Consider the following 16,464-nt stretch of genomic DNA (forward strand, 5'->3'; position numbering starts at 1 on the left):
CTCCTCCTCCGCTCGTCCGGGTCTCTCGTCGGCCGTCCGGGGCTCTCGTCAGCCCATCAGTGCCTTGTACAGGTCCGCGGGGGTGGCCCGGGCCACGTCGGCGTCGTCGGGGAGTTCCGCACCGAGCTCCTCCTCCAGGACGACGGTGAGCTCGATGATCCGTACGGAGTCCACCGCCAGCTGCTCGCCGAGGGGCGTGTGGGGGTCCAGCGCGGTGCCTCGGGCGCCCAGCGTCCGGGCCACCAGGGTCAGGAATTCCTCCAGCGCGGGCACGTCGGCCACGGTCGTCCGCTCCTTCCCGGTCGTGCGCGGCCGGCCGCGGCGCGGGGGCCGTCCCGGCGGGCGCAGCGGCAGGTCCTGTTCGTAGTGCAGGCCGAGCCGCAACGCCGTCTCGGCCTTGGCCAGTTCGCCGCCCAGGTAGCCGGCGTGGGCGGGGTCCTCGATCACGCCGGCCTCCAGGAGGCCGAGGAGCATCGTCTCCCCCCGGGTGCCCTGCATTTCGTGGCGGGGCGTCACGTCGGAGCCGTAGTGGCGCAGCCGTATGCGGCCGCGGGCCCGGTCCACGGTGATCACGACGAAGCCGTCGATGCCGTTCTCCAGGGGCTTGCGCCGTCCTACCGGGTGCAGGAGCCCGAAGGCCGGGAGCGGTGGTGCGTACGGAGCCGCACCGCTGTCGGGTCCGCCCGCGGGAAGCCGATCGCCCGCGGTGGTGTCGCGTACGGCGGAGAGCAGTGCGGCGACGGCGGTGCTCAGTTCCAGCGGGTCGCGCTCGCCGCGCAGGTCCACGAGTTCCACGCGGGCGCGCACTTCTTCGACCTCCCGGCGGGTCACCGACCGCAGGACGGGCAGGTGGCCGGTGGCGCCGGGGATGCGCGCGCTGCCGGGGCGCAGGCCGCGGCGGAAGAGGGCGACGAGGCTCTGCCCGGCCTGGAAGCGGGGCGAGTCGCGGCCGCAGACCAGCAGGCCGCGGACGGTGTGGTCGCGCGCCAGGGCCCGGACGATCTCCTCGATGCCCAGGTTGGCGGTCATCAGGGTGCCCGCCAGGGCCACGCCGGGCAGGCGGGCCAGCGGTCCGACGAGTTCCCTGCTGCTGAGGGTGCAGACGGCCACCCGCGCCGGGGCGGGCTCCGCCGTGCCCTCCCCCGTTCTCACCATGTGGCTCCGCTGCCCTCCCCGGTGTACTGGCGGGGCAGTCCGCCGGGCCGTTCTTTGGGGATCGTCGAGCTGACCTCGATGACCCGGGCGCCGAGGCGGGTGAGCGCCTTGCCGACGCGCAGCTGCTCGTCGCGCAGGAGCTGCATCCGGTCGTGGAAGTACTGCTCGACGTCCACCACCTGCCGGGTCTGCTTGGCGGGATCGAGGGTGTCGTTCATGACGGCTTCGAGGTTGGACATGAAGAAGGCGTAGTTGTACCGGCCCATTTCCTGGCGGACCTCGTGCACACGGGCCTTGAAGGCCTCCATCACGTCGTTGACGCCGGGCAGCCGGCCGAACCTGCGGTGCAGGCGCGAGATGAAGGTCTGGAGGACGACGTTGTAGGTCTCGAAGGCGAAGACGGAGGAGTATTCGGTGATGACGCCGTGGCGGTGGTAGTCGTCGTTGTTGTAGAGCCGGGCGAAGTGCTTGGCCAGGCGTCCGACCTTCGGGTCCTTGAACTCGTAGCCGTAGGGGTCGAGTCCGTCCAGGTAGGTGTCGTTCAGCAGGCCGTCGCCCTCCATGCGGCGCACGATGGCGGTGCCGGGGTAGATCTCCAGGCGTTCGGTCATCCGCCGCAGGTTGTGGCCGGAGTTGTCGCGCAGGAAGGCGGCGTTGGCGACGAGGGTGTCCACGGTGGCGTACGGGTGGAAGGGGATGAAGCCCATGGCCAGGTAGATGCCGTGTTCGCGCAGCATCCTGATGATGGTGACGTTGTCCTCGACCGTCGCGCGCTTCTCCCACAGCTGGAGTTCCTCAGCGGTGCCGGCTTCGATGCCGACGTTGACCTTCTCCAGGCCGGAGGCGACGAGCAGGTCGAGCACGGCGTGGTCGTCGGCGGTGTCGCGCCAGTTCTCGGCGCGCATGCAGACGTTGTAGTAGATCTCCAGGCCGCGGTCGAGGATGCCGTTGGCGATGGCCGTCACGCGCTTCTTGCCCACGCGGCCGCCGTCGGGGTCCTCGAACGTGGAGTCCACGAAGTCGAAGGTGCGGAACTGGTGGCGCTCGACGATCTCGGCGACCTCCTCCACGATCTGCTCCGGCCCGCGTCCGCGCCAGGCCTTGCCGGCCTGCACCCGGTTCTTCAGGTGCGGCGCGGAGCAGAAGGCGCAGTTGGCGACGCAGCCCCGGCTGGTGCTCACCCGGACGTACTCCAGCTTGTTCCCGTGCTGGCTGAGCTGGTCCCGGGCGGGGAAGGGGAGGTCTTCGAGGTTGTGGATGAGGGGCCGGGCGGGGTTCTGGCGGGGCGTGCCGCCGGCGTCGCGGTAGCAGATGCCGCGCACCTCGGAGAGCGGCTCCTTGAGGTAGAGCCGCTGGACGAGGTCCAGGACGGTGGGTTCGCCCTCGCCCACGGCGACGACGTCGGCCCAGGGGTTGTTGCGGAGCACGTCCGGGCCGGCGAAGGTGCCGGCGGGACCGCCGCAGGCGATCACCGTGCCGGGGAGCTCCTCCCGCAGGAGCCGGCACAGCGTCAGGCAGCTGCCCAGGTTGAGGCTCATGAGGGTGAAGCAGACGAGGTCGGGCCGGAAGTCCTTGAGCGCTTCGACCGCGGCGGCGGCCTCGCCGTCGCCGTGCTCCACCTCCCGGATCTCGGCGGTGAAGCCCGTGTGGCGCAGGACGCCGGCCATGTAGGCCACGCCCAGGTGCTCGGGCGACATCACGAGGTCGCCGTCGAGGAGGATGAGGAAGCTGACCCGGAACGACGCGGGGTCCGTGATGCGCGGGTCGAGCGTCAGGTCGAGCGTTCCCGGTTTGGGCGCCGAAGGTACCAGACCGAGATCCTGCTTCATTACTGCTCCCTGGTGTCGAGGGGGGCCGGTGGGCCGCCGGGCGGCGGGTCCGCCGTGCCGAGCACGGGCGTGCCGTCGAGGCCGTCCGGGAGGATGCCGATCGACGCGAGGACGGTGGGGGCCACGTCCGTCATGTCGTACGGCGCGGCGGCCCGCCCGGGGGGCGGCGGGACCGCGCCGCGGCGGTAGAGGACCGCGTCGTGGCGGGTATGGGTGCCGCTGAGGTGGTCGGTGCGTACGGTGGCGGTGCCGCCCCAGCCGCCGCGGAGCTGGATGCCGGGCGCGGGCACGGCCACGAGGTCGGGGGCGTGGTGCAGGAGCGGGCCGTGGTAGACGTCGGCCGCGCGGTGCAGGGCGCGCAGCAGCGGGGGCCCGTCGGCGTCGGGGCCGACGCGGGTGCCGTCGCAGCGCAGTGCGGTCAGTTCGCGGGCGATCTCGGCGGCCGCGTCGTCCGCCTCGGCGTCGGTGAGGGCGCCGCCGGGGAAGCGGCTCTTGCGGTTGAGGTAGATGCGGGCGGGGTCGAGGGCGAAGGCGGTGCTGCGGGCGTCGAGGGCGTCCGGGCGCGGGCAGGCGTCGAGCGGGGCGAGCCAGCCGGACTCCCTGAGCCAGGCGTTGACGTAGACCTGGTGTGCGGCGGGGCCGAAGCCGTGGTCGCTCATCAGGAAGAGCTCCGTGCCCGCGGGGAGGGCGGCGACGAGCGTGCCGACGCTGTCGTCGACGAGGCGGTGGAAGGCGCGGAGCCGCTCGTGCAGGGGGTGGGCGGGGTCGGTGACGGCGCGCCAGAGGAAGTGGTAGACGCGGTCGGTCTCGGTGAGCACGGTGACCGCGAGGTCCCACGGTTCGTGGCGCAGGAGGTGGTCCATGGCGCGGGTCCGGGCGCGCAGGGCGCGCTCGGCGCGGTCCAGGAAGGCGGCGGGGCCGGCGGCGGCGTCACCGACTTCGACGTCGAGTTCGTATCCGAGGCCGCGCAGCAGGGGCAGCAGCCGGGGCGGGCTGACGGCGCGTTCGAGGTCGGGGGCGACGAAGCCGGAGACGACCGCGCCGCCGGTTTCTGGGGCGGGGTAGGTGCCGGGGACGTTCAGGCACAGGGTGCGCCGGCCGGCCCGGGCGGCGAGCTCCCACAGCGGGGGTTCCGCGAGGTCGGGCAGGCCGGGGAAGCGGATGTGCCGGCCGCCGCCGGGCGTGAGGTCGGTGAAGCCGTAGATGCCGTGCCGGCCGGGGTTGGTGCCGGTGAGGAAGGTGGCCCAGGAGGTGGAGCTGATCTCCGGTACGGGGGCGAGGAGTTCGGCGCAGTGGCCCTCGGCGAGCAGTCCGGCGACGCGGGGCATGGTGCCGTCGGCGGCGAGCCGGGTCAGCAGGGACCGGGGCATGCCGTCGAGCCCGATGACCAGGGCGCGTGCGGCGGGCGTGCTCACGCCATGCGCTCGCGGACGTAGCCGGCCAGGAGGTCGAGGCTGTCGATGAGCTTGATCGACAGGTCTTCGTCGGCGATCTCGATGCCGAACTCGCTCTCGACCCAGATGAGGAACTCGATGGTGTTGATCGAGTCGAGGCCCAGCTTGTCCACGAGTCCCTGGTCGGGTACGTCCGAGGGCTCCATGGGGAGCTCCAGGGAGTCGACCAGCACCTTGCGGAGGCGGTCCTTGATCTCGTCCGTTGCGGTCTTCTCCATGCGCGGAAACCTTTCTCCTCAGCTCCGTGGGAGCGGTGGGGTGCCAGGGGGCCCGGGGGACGGCCGCGGGCCGGTGGCGGTGGAGGTCACAGGTAGCCCATTTCGCGCAGCCGCTCGCTGGTGTACACGTCCTCGGTGCCGGCGGGGCTCTCCGCGGCGGCCGTGGCCGCACCGCCGGGGCCGGTGTCCGCGCGGACCGCCGAGAGGCGGGGGTCGGCCGGCGGGATGTCCACGTCGCCGGCGAGGGCGGCCTGTACGGGGGTGCCGTGCACGTCCGGCGGCCAGGAGGCGCCGAGGTCGGCCAGCAGGGTGGGCATGGTGTCCGTCAGTGCGACGGTCCCGGGCAGGCGGCCGGGGCGGACCCGCGGGGAGCGGTGCGCCCACATGCCGCGGTAACGGTGCAGGCCCGTCTGGGGGCTGGGCCGCCACACCTCGCCGCCCACGTCGCAGACGGGCAGCACGCTCTCGTCGTCCGGCAGCAGGAGCAGGTCGGGCGCGCGGCCGCAGTGCGGGCCGGGGTAGGCCTCCTCGCGGGGGACGACGGCCTGGAACACCCGGCGCCCGTCCGGCCCGGTGAGCCCCGCCAGCAGCCCGGCGGTCTCCTCCATGACCCGCTCGCGTTCGCGGGGTGCGACGCTGCCGCGCAGCTGGCGTCCCCGTACGTTGACGTTGAGGCCGTAGCTGCCGGGGACGGGCATGTAGACGCGGGTGCGCCGGAAGTCCACGTGGCGCCCCGCGCCCGCGAACCAGCTCGCCGCCCCGTCCTCGGGCTGCTCCCCGGGGGCGGTGGCCAGCAGTCCGGCCTCCTCCAGGAGGGTGTGCAGCGCGAGCGCGTGGTGCCCGGTGCCCAGGCCGTGGTCGGAGACGAGCACGACGCTGGTGTCCTCGTCGACGAGCTCCAGGAGCTCCCCCACGGCCCGGTCGACGGCCTGGTAGATGCGGGGGACGGCGGCGTCCCAGCCGCTGCCCTCCGGGGCCGGCCGGTGGCCGGGGTGGTCCGGTTCGCCGAAGTGCCAGTAGTGGTGGCCGACCCGGTCCGCCTCGGTGAGGACGACCATCACCACGTCGGTGGGCCGGGTGGTCATCAGGTGCCGCACCGAGCGGACGCGCGCGGCTACGTTGCGCTCGGCCTCCTCCAGATAGGCCAGGTCGCCGCGGAACATGGTCGCCAGATCCGACTGGAAATGGGCCTTGGCAGCGGCGAGTTCGCGCAGCAGGGAGGGCGGCCGGCAGTGGCGCAGCGTGCGTTCCAGGGGCCAGGTCACCTGATAGCCCGGCAGCTCGGCGGGCGGGTGGGACATGGGGATGTTGACGAGGCCGAGGGTGCGGCCCTGCGCGGCGAGCCAGTCCCAGGCGCTGGTGCGGCCCAGGTCCGCGGAGCGGGTGACGCGGGCGCCGTAGCCGGGGTCCTGGGTGTCGTAGAACTGGTAGATGCCGTGGCCGCCGGGCCGGCTGGCGCTGACGAACGTGCTCCAGCCGGGCGCCGTGTGGGCCGGCCAGGTGCAGTCGGTGACGGCCCGGGCGCTCTGCCCGAGGAGCGCGCCGATGTGGGGCAGGAGGCCCCGCTCCACGAGGGGATCGATGACGTCGAATGTGCCTCCGTCGATGCCGATGACGAGGGCGCGGGGAGAAGGAGCAGAAGGTGGCACGAAATTGCCTCCAGCTCTGGAACGCATCATGACCGCAGGCGAAATCGTCCGGTCATCGACGGCCCGAGGACATTAACAGCCCCTGAGCAGAGCGTCCACGGTACGGACGGCGGGTGCGGGGAGCGACCTCTCCCCGGGGCTGATCGGATTCGGCGGGTCAGCGGCAGATTTCACACGGCACGTATCCGGACGGAACCCGCCCCACGATACGCCAGGCGCGCCGCCGGCTCCAGGCACGCGATTCGCGCCACTTCACCGGCGAAATGACCGGCCGCAGATGCCTCCGGCACCCCGCCCGACCGGACCCGGCCCCTCCTGTGCGGCTGTCCGCGCAGGTCATAGCGGGAGGCGAAATCCCGTGGATCGCCGGCGAGTTCGGCGCAGAGGTTCGGTGCAGGGGTGTTGACGCCGACAACTATCCCGATGGAGGCTCGTGTTCGGGCATGTGATCCGGCCCACGACCGGGGGCCGGATCGCATGTCCCGTGACCGGCCGCTCATCGGACGCTTCGGCCGGCCCTTTCTCACGGCTGCGGAAAATCGCCGGGCGGCCGCTTCTCGCGGCCCCGGACCGTCTTCCGCCCTCCCGTCGAACGGCGCCTTACGTCGACATCACAAGCGCGAGACCGAAAGGCTGCTCATCATGCCGGACTCCGGTGAAGAAATGCTCTTTCCCTCCTGGCCGCAGCACGGCGAGGAGGAGCGCACCGGCCTGCTGCGGGCACTCGCGCAGGAAGGCTGGTGGCGTAACGGAGGATCGGAGGTCGAGAACTTCGAGCGGGAATTCGCCGGCCATCACGGAGCGCCGTACGCGCTGGCGACGACGAACGGCACGCACGCGCTGGAGCTCGCGCTGGAGGTGATGGGCGTACGGGCCGGCGACGAGGTCGTCGTCCCCGCGTTCACCTTCATCTCCTCCTCCCTGGCGGTGCAGCGCCTGGGCGCCGTGCCGGTCCCCGCCGACGTGCGGCCCGACACCTACTGCCTGGACACCGAGTCGGCGGCGGCGCTCGTCACGCCGCGGACCAGGGCGATCATGCCGGTGCACATGGCGGGCCAGTTCGCGGACATGGACGCGCTGGAGAAGCTGTCCGTGGACACGGGTGTGCCCCTCCTCCAGGACGCCGCGCACGCCCACGGCGCCCAGTGGCAGGGCAGGCGGGTCGGTGAGCTCGGCAGCATCGCCGCCTTCAGCTTCCAGAACGGCAAGCTGATGACCGCGGGCGAGGGCGGGGCCCTGCTGCTGCCCGACGAGGAGTCCCACCGGGAGGCGTATCTGCGGCACTGCTGCGGCCGGCCGCCCGGCGACCGGCTCTACGCCCACCTGACCCAGGGCTCCAACTACCGCATGAACGAGTTCTCCGCAAGTGTCCTACGCGCGCAACTAGGCCGTCTGGAGGGGCAGTTGGAGGTGCGTGAGCAGCGTTGGGCACACCTGCGCGAGGCGCTCGCGGCGATCGGCGGAGTGGTGCCCCAGGGCCGGGACGAGCGCGGCACCCTGCACGCGCATTACATGGCGATGGTGCGGCTGCCCGGCATCACCGCGCAGCGGCGGCTCGCGCTGGTGGACGGCCTGGTGGAGCGGGGCGTCCCCGCCTTCGTCGGCTTCCCGCCCGTCTACCGCACCGAAGGCTTCCGGCACGGGCCGGTGCCGGGCGGCACCGAGGAACTGGCCGCGCACTGTCCCGTGGCGGAGGAGATCGGCGGCGACTGCGTGTGGCTGCACCACCGGGTGCTGCTCGCCGACGTGCCGGTGCTGGACCGGCTGGCCGAGGTCTTCGCCGGCCTCGTCCGCGCGCTCTGACGCGATGCCGGTGCCCAGTGGCGCTACGGATCCGCGGCTGAGCGTCGTCGTGCCCAGCCGCGGGCCCGCGGCGCGCCTGCGCGCGACGCTCGCCTGCCTGGCCGGGCAGGGGCCGGGGGCGCCGCCCTTCGAGGTGCTCGTGGTCGACGACAATCCGGGGCCGGCGGACGGTGATCCAGGACCTCCGCAGGACGATCCGGGACCGGCGGGCACGGGGGCCGGCCCTGCCGCCGTGGCCGGGGAGCTGGCCCGCGACCTGCCGGTGCGGGTGATTCCGGGGCCGATGCGGGGGCGGGCCGCCGCCCGCAACGCCGGGGCGGCCGCGGCCCGCGGGGCCCGCCTGGTGTTCCTGGACGACGACGTGCTGGTGGGGCCGGAGTTCCTCGCGGCCCACGCCGGCGCGGCGGACCCGGACGCCTTCGCGCACGGCCGGACCCGCGAACTGCCCACCGCCGCACGGCTGCTGAGGAGTCTGGAGGGCGGAAGCCCTGACGACGTCCGGCGGGCCCGGTCAGCCCTCGGCCCGGGGCACGCGCCGGCGCCGGGGCCGCCCGGGCCCGCCGCGCACCGGCGGCTCGTCGCCAACGCCCTGGAGCGGACGGTCGAGGCCATGGCCGGCGGCACCCTGCCGGACGTCGCGCCCTGGCTCGGCTTCGTCGGCGCCAACACCGCCGTCGACCGCGACCGCTGGCGGCGGGCAGGGGGCTTCGACGAGGCCTTCGGGCTCACCTGGGGCTGCGAGGACCTGGAGTTCGGCTTCCGCCTGTACGCGGCAGGCGTCCGCAGGATCCTGGTCCCGGACGCCCTGGGTGTCCACCTCAGCCACGCCCGGCCCGGGCGCTGGGAGCAGCACCACCGGAACCTGGACCGCTTCCGGGCCCTTCACCCGCATGCCTCGGTGCGCGCCCTGGAGGCCCTGCTCGGACCCGAGGGCACGCCCGGGGAGTACGTACGCGCTGTCACCGCCGTGGCTGATGCACCGGTACGGGGTGGCACACGATGACAACCGAGCCCGGCGGTCACGTGGTGCTCGCCCCGCACGCGGACGACGCCGTCTGGTCCGTGGGCGGCCGCCTGGCGCGCTGGGCCGCCGAGGGCCTCCGGACGACCGTCGTCACCGTCTTCGCAGGCCCCGCCTCCGGACCGGCCGAAGCGTCCGGCACGTGGCGGGAGGCCGCCGATCCCCGGGTGCGGCGGGCCGAGGACGCGGCCGCATGCACCGAGCTCGGCGCCGTCCTCGTACCGCTCGGCTTCGCCGACGCCGCGCTGCGTTCCGGACCCGACGGCTTCCTCTACCCCGCCCCGCGCCGACTCCTCGGCCCCCGGCACCCCGCGGATGCGCGGCTGCTGGAGGAGGTCCGGGCCGCGCTGGACCCGCTGTGCGCCGGGCGGGTGACGGTGCACGCGCCGCTGGCGGCGGGCGGGCACGTCGACCACCGGCTGGTCCGGGGCGCGGTGGAGGCCCTGGCGCCGGGGCGCACCGTCTGGTACGAGGACTTCCCCTACCGGCTGCGCGGGCGCGACCACGCGGGCCTGCGGCCGCGCACCGAGCCGCTGCCGGCCGGGGCGGTGGAGCGCTGGCTGTCCGCCGCCGGCCGATACACCAGCCAGGCCCGGGCCCACTTCGGCTCGGTCCCCGCACTGCGCGAGGCGCTGCTCGCCCGGGCCCGCGGGCACGGCGACGGCGACGGGCAGCGGCTCGCCGACCGCCACTGGCTGCCCGTGGCCGGAGGGCCGCCGGAGGGAGGCCGTGACCCGCGCCGCGCGTAGCCCCCACGACCGAAGAAAGGGCACTCATGTCCCCTCGTACTCCTCCGTCGGCGGCTGCCGCAGGAACCCGGCAGCAACTGCCGCTGATCGGCAACGACCTCGTGGTCAACGAGGACTCCTGCAACCTCAGTTGCACCTACTGCCTCACGGGGCAGAGCAATCTCAAGGAGGGCCACTCCCTCCAGCTGATCTTCGAGCCGCCGCGGCGCGACAGCTACGAGCCCGGCAGCCCGCTGGGGCAGCGCCTGGACGCCGTCGCCGGCCGGCTGCGGGACCACTTCGGGCTGCCCCTGCTCAAGGTGACGGGCGGTGAGATCTTCCTGGTCCGGGGCATCATGGACTTCCTGGAGCAGGAGGCCCGCAAGCATGAGGTGCTGGTGATCCAGACCAACGGCGTGCTGGTGCGCCAGGAGCACCTGGACCGCTTCCGCTCCTGGGGCAACGTCGTCCTCCAGGTCTCCCTGGACAGCCACCTCCACCACGGCAACAGCCACCGGGTGCCCACCGAGAGCCTGCACCGCAAGGTCGTCGACGCCATCTCCCGCATCCTCGGCTCGGGGCTGCCCGTGGAGATCTACTCGGTGCTCAACGACCGCAGCGTCACCGAGGCCTGCGCGTTCGCCGAGTGGCTGACGGGCTTCTCCCGGCCCCCGGTGTACTTCCCCTTCCCCGTGCGCGGCCCGGACTCGGAGCGCTTCGCGGTCCGCCCCGAGCAGCACGGCCTCGTCCAGGAGCTGGCCGACCGCTACGACGAGTTCGCCTCCGTCCTCCCGCCGCGCCCCTACTTCGACCGGCTGCTGAGCTTCTACCGCGAGGGGCGCCGCACCTTCCGGTGCCACCTGCCGCGGCTGGTCGTCTCCACCTTCAGCGACGGGGTCGTCACGCCGTGCCCCAACATCTGGTTCTCCGACATGGGCAACGCCCTGGAGGAGAGCTGGGAGGAGACGCTGGAGAAGGCCGGCACCAGCGGGCTCTACCGGGCCCTGCTCGCCCCCCGGCCGCGGCTGTCGGCCTGCCACGGCTGCTTCACTCCCTGGGACACGCTCTCGATGTACTTCGAGGACGAGATCACCCTCGACGAGCTGTGCACCGCGCCCACCTACTCCCCGCCCCGCATCCGCAAGATGATCGCCGACGCCAAGGCCGACTACCTCCGCACCGGGGGGAAGTGACATGGGCGACGGCGAGCCGGAGACCCTCCTGGACGCGGTGCGCGGGCTGCCGCCGGGGCGGGTCCTGCTGCCGGGCACGGACGCGGGCACGCTGCTCGACCGGGTGCGCAAGGCCGCGGACGAGATCGGGGCCGGGGCGGCCGAGGGCGAGGCGGTGGCCCTGTGCGCCGAGAACAGCCCGGCGTGGGTGGTCGCCTTCCTGGCCCTGCTGGCCGCCGGGGCCAGGCCGCTGCTCCTGGAGCCGGGCACGCCCGAGGCCGAGGCCCGGCGGCTGCTGCGGGCGGCCGGCGGAGGCAGGTCGCTGACCGTCCCCGACGGCGACGGCGACCGGCCCCCGGTGCTGTCCGGCCCGCCCGGGGAAGCCTGCGGGCCCGGCCCCGCCGTCCTGCTGCCCACCTCGGGCTCGACCGGCGAGAGCAGGATCGTCGCGCGCGACGAGGCGAGCCTCCTCGCGGAGGGCCGCCGCTACCGCGACGGCGTGGGGCTCACCGGGCGGGACACCCTGCTGCTGCCGGTCCCCCTCTCCCACGCGTACGCGCTGGGCTGGCTCTTCGGGGGGCTGCTGACCGGTGCCTCACTGCGGCCCGTCCCTCCAACGGCCCTGGGCCGGATCGCGGCGGAACTGGCCGGCGGAGCCACGGTGGTGGCGCTCGTGCCCAGCATCGCCCGGCTGCTCGCGGCCAGGAAGCTGCGCGCGGGCGGCTCCCGGCCCGGGCCGGACGACGGGAGCCCGGCCCCCGCGCTGCGGATGGCCATGGTGGGCGCCGGGCCGGTGGACGAGCGGCTGGACCGCGCCTTCGAGGAGGCGTTCGGCACCGCTCTCGCCCGGAACTACGGATCCACCGAGACGGGTGCGGTGTTCGCCGGGCAGGCCCGTATCGAGCCCTTCTGTGTCGGCGCTGCCCTGCCCGGGATCGTGTACCGGCTGGCGGACGAGGACGGCGAGGCGGTCCCCGGCGGCACGCCCGGGCTGCTGCAAGTCCGCGTGGACGGCGCCTGGCACGCCATGGGCGACCTCGCCGTGGCCGTGCCGGACGGCCTGCGCGTCATCGGCCGCAAGGACCGGGCGATCCGCCGGGGCGGCCGCTGGGTGTCGCCCCTGGAGATCGAAGAGGTGCTGCGGGGGCATCCGGACGTGCGCGACGTACGGGTCACCGCGCGGCGCGGACGCCACCCGGGCGAGGACGGCATCGTCGCGGAGGTGTCGGCCGTGCGGCCGGGGCTCACGCCGGAGCCGCTGCGCGAGCACGCCCGCCGCGAACTGGCGGCGTACAAGGTCCCCGACGAGTTCGTGATCCGTACGGCCCTGCCCACCAGCGCCGCGGGCAAGGTCCGGGCCGCCCCCCGCTACCGGCTCACCCGGCGGGCGGCGGAGGCGGCACGTGCCTACAAGACCTCCGAGGTCCTCTTCGCCCTGCACGGCCTGGGCGCGCTGGACCGGCTGGCGGAGGGCGCCGGGGCGGCGGACCTGGCCCGGGAGCTGGGGTGCGACGCCGACGCGCTGGAGTGGGTACTGCGGGCGGCCACCGGGCTGGGCGTGCTGACCACCGCGGCGCCCGGGGACACGGAACCGCGCGTGCGGGCCGCCGAACTGGCCGCGTTCGTCCGCCTGGAGGAGCACCTCTCGCGCGGGCCCGTCAGCCGTGAGGAGATCGCCGCCGCCGTCCGCACCGGAGTGGCGCGGCGGCCCTTCGAACAGACCCCACCCGCCGGCCTGGACCGGCTCGTCACCGTCTACCAGGGCGCCATGAACGGCCCGAGCGCCCGGGCCCGGGCCGCGCTCGGCCTGCGGCTGCTGAAGCCGGCGGCGGGGGCCCGGATGGTCGAGGTGACCGCCGGGCCGGGCCGCTACCTGGAGCGCCTGCTGGCCGCCGACCCCACGGCCGGCGGCCACTTGCTGACCGTCGGCCGGCTCTCCGGGCCGCCGGCGCCCGCCGTCGCCGCGGCCGTCGCGGAGGGCCGGGTGACCACCGGCCCCGAACCGCCCCGCGGCGCGGCCGACCTCTGCGTCGTCGCCAACGCCGTCCACGGCCCCGGCCCGGGCAGCGAGCTCGCCGAGCTGCTGGGCGGCCTGCGCCCCGGCGGCCGGCTGCTGGTCGACGACGTCTTCCTGCCCCCGTCCGGGGCGGGCAGCGAACTGGCCCTGGACTGGCTCACGCACGGCGGCACCGCGTGGCCCACGGCCGGCGACCTGATCGCCGGCCTGTCCCGGGAAGGGGCCCGCGTCAGCAGGCACCTGCCGCTGGAGGAGTCCCTGTGTCATCTGATCATCGCCAAGGAGGCCAGCTGATGAGCAGCGTCACCGAACGGGCCGTGGAGCGGCTCGGACTGAGCGGCCGGGTGGTCGTGGTCTCGGGCGCGTCGGGGCAGATCGGCGGCGCCTGCGCGCTGGAGCTGTCCGCGCTCGGGGCCACCGTCGTCGCCGGCTACCACACCGGCGCCGAGGCCGCGCGCAAACTACAGGAGCAGGCCGAGGGCGAGGGCGGCACGCTCGTACCCGTCGCGTCGGACCTGAGCCGGCCCGAGGGGGCCGACGCCCTGGTGGCCGCCGCCGTCAAACGCTTCGGCCGGGTGGACGGCTGCGTGGCCGCCGCGGGCCTGCGCACCCGCCGGCTCGCCCTGGCCACCGACGAGCGCAGCCTGCAACGGCTGCTGCAAGTGAACCTGGCCGGCGCAATCAACCTCGCCAAGGCGTGCCTGAAGCCGATGATGCGCGCCCGCTACGGGCGGATCGTGCTCTTCGGCTCCAGAGCGGGCACCAGCGGCCTGCCGGGCCACGGCGCCTACGCCGCGACCAAAGGCGCCCTCCAGCCGTGGGCGGCGTCCGTGGCGGGCGAGGTCGGCGGGCACGGCATCACCGTCAACGTCGTGGCGCCCGGGGCGATCCGGGCCGAGGTGATGGATTTCTCGGAGGCCGAGCGCGACCTGGTGCTCAAGTTCATCGGAGCCGGCCGGCTCGGCGAGCCCGAGGAGGTCGCGGCGGCCGTGTCGTTCCTGCTGTCGCCCTCGGCCTCGTACGTCAACGGCACCACCCTCGTCGTCGACGGCGGTGCGCGCTTCTGATGACTTTCACCGACAAGGCACCCGGCGGGTCCGCGCGGCCCGCGGACCGCGAACCGCTCCGGCTGGCGGTGGTGGGCGCGGGGTGGGTCGCGCGGCAGGTGTGGCTTCCCCTGCTGGAGGCGCACCCGGCGTTCCGGGTCGCCGCCGTCGTGGACGACGACCCCGTGGCGGCCAGGAAGGCCGTGCGGGAGGGCGGGCACACCCGCATCCTGCGGCGGCCGGAGGAGCTGAGCCCCGACAGCGTGGACGCGGCCGTCATCGCCCTGCCCAACCACCTGCACCTTCCCGTGGCCAGGGCGCTCGTCGAACGCGACGTGCCGGTCTTCGTCGAGAAGCCGGTGTTCCGCACCCTCTTCGAGGCCCAGGCGCTCGCCCTCGACCACCTGGCCCGGGGCAGCATCGGCGACCTGACGCTGTATTCGTGGAGCGCCGCCCGGCACCGCACCGACGTGTGCCGGCTGGCGGAGCTCCTGCCCTCCCTGGGCACCATCCGCAACCTGGACCTGAGCTGGATCCGGGCCACCGGCATCCCGCAGCGCACCGGCTGGTTCGTCGACCGGCGGCTGTCGGGCGGCGGGGCCCTGCTCGACCTGGGCTGGCACCTGCTGGACGTGGGCCTGCACCTGCTGGGCTGGCCGCGCGTGGTGCGGGCGGCCGGCACCATGTCGGCCGACTGGATGGAGCGCGGCGACGCCACGGCCGACTGGCGGCCGGGCCTCCAGGACGGCCCGGAGGCCCGGCCCGCGGAGCCCGTCGAGGACACGGCCCGCGGCTTCCTGGTCACCGACACGGGGGTAGGCATCTCGCTGGAGACCCGCTGGGCCTCCCACCAGGCCCTCGACGTCACCACCATCACGGTGGAGGGCACCGAGGGCGTGGCCACGCTGCGCGGCACGTTCGGCTTCAGCCCGCACCGCCTGCCGCGGTCCTCCCTCACCGTGCTGCGCCTGGGCCGCGAGGAGAGCGTGGCACTGCCGGACGAGCCCGTGGGCATCGAGTACGAGCGGCAGGTCGACGAGCTCGCCCGCCGGCTCGGCGGCCCCGGCGGCGGGCGGCCGGCCTCGGGCCTCGGCGAGGGCTCGATGGCCGAAGTGACCATCCTCGCTTCCTGCATCGACCACATCTACTCGGCCGCCGGCCGGACCCTGCGGGAGGTTTCATGAAGTTCGCCTACTTCACCCACGTGTGGGGCCGGCCCGGCATCACGCCCGGGCAGCGCTACGCCGAACTCTGGCGCGAGATCCGCGACGCCGACCGGCTCGGCCTCGACTACGCGTTCTCCGTCGAGCACCACTGCACGCCGCAGGAGAGCTGGATGCCCTCGCCCGCGGTGTTCTGCACGGGCGCGGCCCTGCACACCGAGCGCATCCGGATCGGGCCGATGGGCTGGGTCCCGCCGCTGCGCCACCCGATGCACCTGGTCGAGGAGGTCGCGACCCTCGACCACGTCCTGGGCGGCCGGCTGGAGGTGGGGCTGGCCTCGGGCGTCAGCCCCCAGCCCTTCCTGCCCTTCGGCGCCGACTTCGACAACCGCCACACGCTCACCCGGGAGGCCGTCGAGCTGCTGCGCACCGCGCTCGGCAGTGAGGGCGCCGTCGACTTCGAGGGGCCCGTGCACCGGGTCCGGGACGTCACCCTCTCCTTCCCCGCGCTCCAGCGCCCCCACCCGCCGCTGTGGGTGCCCACCACCAACCGCAACACCCTGCGCTACCTCAGCGAGGTGGGTGCCCACACGGGCTCGACGATGATCGTGCCGCGCGCCTCCATGGGCGTCGTCTACCGCCACTACCTCGACTGGTGGCGCGAGCACGGCCACGCCACCGACCCCGACATCGGCTACTGGACCCTCGTCCACGTGGCGCCCACCGACGCCGAGGCCGAGACGCGGGCGGCCGCGCACATGACCGAGACCTTCACCAAAACCCTCCAGTACGGCTCCGTGCGGCGCTCCGGCGAGCAGCACGCCCCGGCCAGCAGGCTGAGCACGCCCGACATCCTCGCCGGGTCCGGCGACTTCGGCTTCCTCCTCGACCACAACCTCGTCTTCGTCGGCTCGCCGCAGACGGTGACGGAGAGGATCCGGGCCGCGGCCGCGGAGGGCCACTTCAACACCGTGCTGGGCGAGTTCACCTTCGGGGGGCTGGAGGAGCGGCACCGGGCCGAGTCCCTCGAACTGTTCGCCCGCGAGGTGATCCCGGCGCTGCGCGACCACTCCCCGTACGCGCCGCGCCCGGCGTACACGCCCGGCGACGAGGAGCAGGTGGCCGCCCGCCTCCAGGCCCTCGGCTATCTCGACTGACGCGGCTCGGCCTGCGGTCGCGCCCCGCACCGCCTCGGAGAAGGCGTGTCCC

Annotated in this window: 13 protein-coding genes; 8 read left to right on the forward strand and 5 right to left on the reverse strand. The window is 74.4% G+C overall.

Going from position 1 to position 16,464, the window contains the following annotated elements; genetic code table 11:
* Nucleotides 1–48: 48 nt before the first annotated feature.
* The 5 genes from D7231_RS23730 to D7231_RS23750 all read right to left on the reverse strand — a co-directional run bounded on the left by D7231_RS23730 (nt 49) and on the right by D7231_RS23750 (nt 6,305).
* A complete protein-coding gene (locus D7231_RS23730; RefSeq protein ID WP_120757564.1) occupies nt 49–1,155 on the reverse strand; it encodes a DUF4346 domain-containing protein in 1,107 nt (368 codons plus the stop codon).
* The gene (locus D7231_RS23735) at nt 1,149–2,984 is read right to left on the reverse strand and encodes a B12-binding domain-containing radical SAM protein (protein WP_120757565.1); all 1,836 of its coding nucleotides are present in this window, start codon (nt 2,982–2,984) and stop codon (nt 1,149–1,151) included. Before D7231_RS23735 ends, D7231_RS23730 begins: the two co-directional genes overlap by 7 nt.
* Complete coding sequence (locus tag D7231_RS23740; protein WP_120757566.1) at nt 2,984–4,399, reverse strand: alkaline phosphatase family protein; 1,416 nt, start codon at nt 4,397–4,399, stop codon at nt 2,984–2,986. Before D7231_RS23740 ends, D7231_RS23735 begins: the two co-directional genes overlap by 1 nt.
* Nucleotides 4,396–4,656, reverse strand: coding sequence for an acyl carrier protein (locus D7231_RS23745; protein ID WP_058042900.1), 261 nt, complete (start codon nt 4,654–4,656; stop codon nt 4,396–4,398). The genes D7231_RS23740 and D7231_RS23745 overlap by 4 nt, the downstream gene beginning before the upstream one ends.
* 86 nt (nt 4,657–4,742) lie before the next feature.
* Nucleotides 4,743–6,305, reverse strand: coding sequence for an alkaline phosphatase family protein (locus D7231_RS23750; protein WP_158673806.1), 1,563 nt, complete (start codon nt 6,303–6,305; stop codon nt 4,743–4,745).
* Nucleotides 6,306–6,947: 642 nt separating this feature from the next.
* Here D7231_RS23750 and D7231_RS23755 point away from each other — a divergent pair.
* Genes D7231_RS23755 through D7231_RS23790 form a run of 8 tightly spaced genes read left to right on the forward strand, consistent with a single transcriptional unit; the run spans nt 6,948 to nt 16,412 of the window.
* A complete protein-coding gene (locus tag D7231_RS23755; protein WP_120757568.1) occupies nt 6,948–8,108 on the forward strand; it encodes an aminotransferase class I/II-fold pyridoxal phosphate-dependent enzyme in 1,161 nt (386 codons plus the stop codon).
* Between the two features lie 10 nt (nt 8,109–8,118).
* Nucleotides 8,119–9,111, forward strand: coding sequence for a glycosyltransferase family 2 protein (locus D7231_RS23760; RefSeq protein WP_158673807.1), 993 nt, complete (start codon nt 8,119–8,121; stop codon nt 9,109–9,111).
* On the forward strand, nt 9,108–9,878 hold the full coding sequence (locus D7231_RS23765) for a PIG-L deacetylase family protein (RefSeq protein WP_120757570.1): 771 nt from the start codon (nt 9,108–9,110) through the stop codon (nt 9,876–9,878). Before D7231_RS23760 ends, D7231_RS23765 begins: the two co-directional genes overlap by 4 nt.
* 26 nt (nt 9,879–9,904) lie before the next feature.
* Nucleotides 9,905–11,050, forward strand: coding sequence for a radical SAM protein (locus D7231_RS23770; RefSeq protein WP_120757571.1), 1,146 nt, complete (start codon nt 9,905–9,907; stop codon nt 11,048–11,050).
* Nucleotide 11,051: 1 nt separating this feature from the next.
* Nucleotides 11,052–13,340, forward strand: coding sequence for an AMP-binding protein (locus tag D7231_RS23775; RefSeq protein WP_120757572.1), 2,289 nt, complete (start codon nt 11,052–11,054; stop codon nt 13,338–13,340).
* On the forward strand, nt 13,340–14,113 hold the full coding sequence (locus D7231_RS23780) for an SDR family oxidoreductase (RefSeq protein WP_120757573.1): 774 nt from the start codon (nt 13,340–13,342) through the stop codon (nt 14,111–14,113). The genes D7231_RS23775 and D7231_RS23780 overlap by 1 nt, the downstream gene beginning before the upstream one ends.
* Entirely contained in the window at nt 14,113–15,276 is a 1,164-nt protein-coding gene (locus D7231_RS23785; protein ID WP_228774800.1) for a Gfo/Idh/MocA family protein, read from the forward strand. The genes D7231_RS23780 and D7231_RS23785 overlap by 1 nt, the downstream gene beginning before the upstream one ends.
* Nucleotides 15,273–16,412: an LLM class flavin-dependent oxidoreductase gene (locus tag D7231_RS23790; RefSeq protein ID WP_120757574.1), complete on the forward strand. Its 1,140-nt coding sequence runs from the start codon at nt 15,273–15,275 to the stop codon at nt 16,410–16,412. Before D7231_RS23785 ends, D7231_RS23790 begins: the two co-directional genes overlap by 4 nt.
* Nucleotides 16,413–16,464: the final 52 nt, after the last annotated feature.

This window comes from Streptomyces klenkii, assembly GCF_003626645.1.
Taxonomy (GTDB): Bacteria; Actinomycetota; Actinomycetes; order Streptomycetales; family Streptomycetaceae; genus Streptomyces; species Streptomyces klenkii.

Coding starts and splice junctions, on each gene's coding strand:
- D7231_RS23730 (WP_120757564.1), bottom strand. CDS start 1,155: ATGGTGAGAACGGGGGAGGGCACGGCGGAGCCCGCCCCGGCGCGGGTG.
- D7231_RS23735 (WP_120757565.1), bottom strand. CDS start 2,984: ATGAAGCAGGATCTCGGTCTGGTACCTTCGGCGCCCAAACCGGGAACG.
- D7231_RS23745 (WP_058042900.1), bottom strand. CDS start 4,656: ATGGAGAAGACCGCAACGGACGAGATCAAGGACCGCCTCCGCAAGGTG.
- D7231_RS23755 (WP_120757568.1), top strand. CDS start 6,948: ATGCCGGACTCCGGTGAAGAAATGCTCTTTCCCTCCTGGCCGCAGCAC.
- D7231_RS23765 (WP_120757570.1), top strand. CDS start 9,108: ATGACAACCGAGCCCGGCGGTCACGTGGTGCTCGCCCCGCACGCGGAC.
- D7231_RS23770 (WP_120757571.1), top strand. CDS start 9,905: ATGTCCCCTCGTACTCCTCCGTCGGCGGCTGCCGCAGGAACCCGGCAG.
- D7231_RS23775 (WP_120757572.1), top strand. CDS start 11,052: ATGGGCGACGGCGAGCCGGAGACCCTCCTGGACGCGGTGCGCGGGCTG.
- D7231_RS23780 (WP_120757573.1), top strand. CDS start 13,340: ATGAGCAGCGTCACCGAACGGGCCGTGGAGCGGCTCGGACTGAGCGGC.
- D7231_RS23785 (WP_228774800.1), top strand. CDS start 14,113: ATGACTTTCACCGACAAGGCACCCGGCGGGTCCGCGCGGCCCGCGGAC.
- D7231_RS23790 (WP_120757574.1), top strand. CDS start 15,273: ATGAAGTTCGCCTACTTCACCCACGTGTGGGGCCGGCCCGGCATCACG.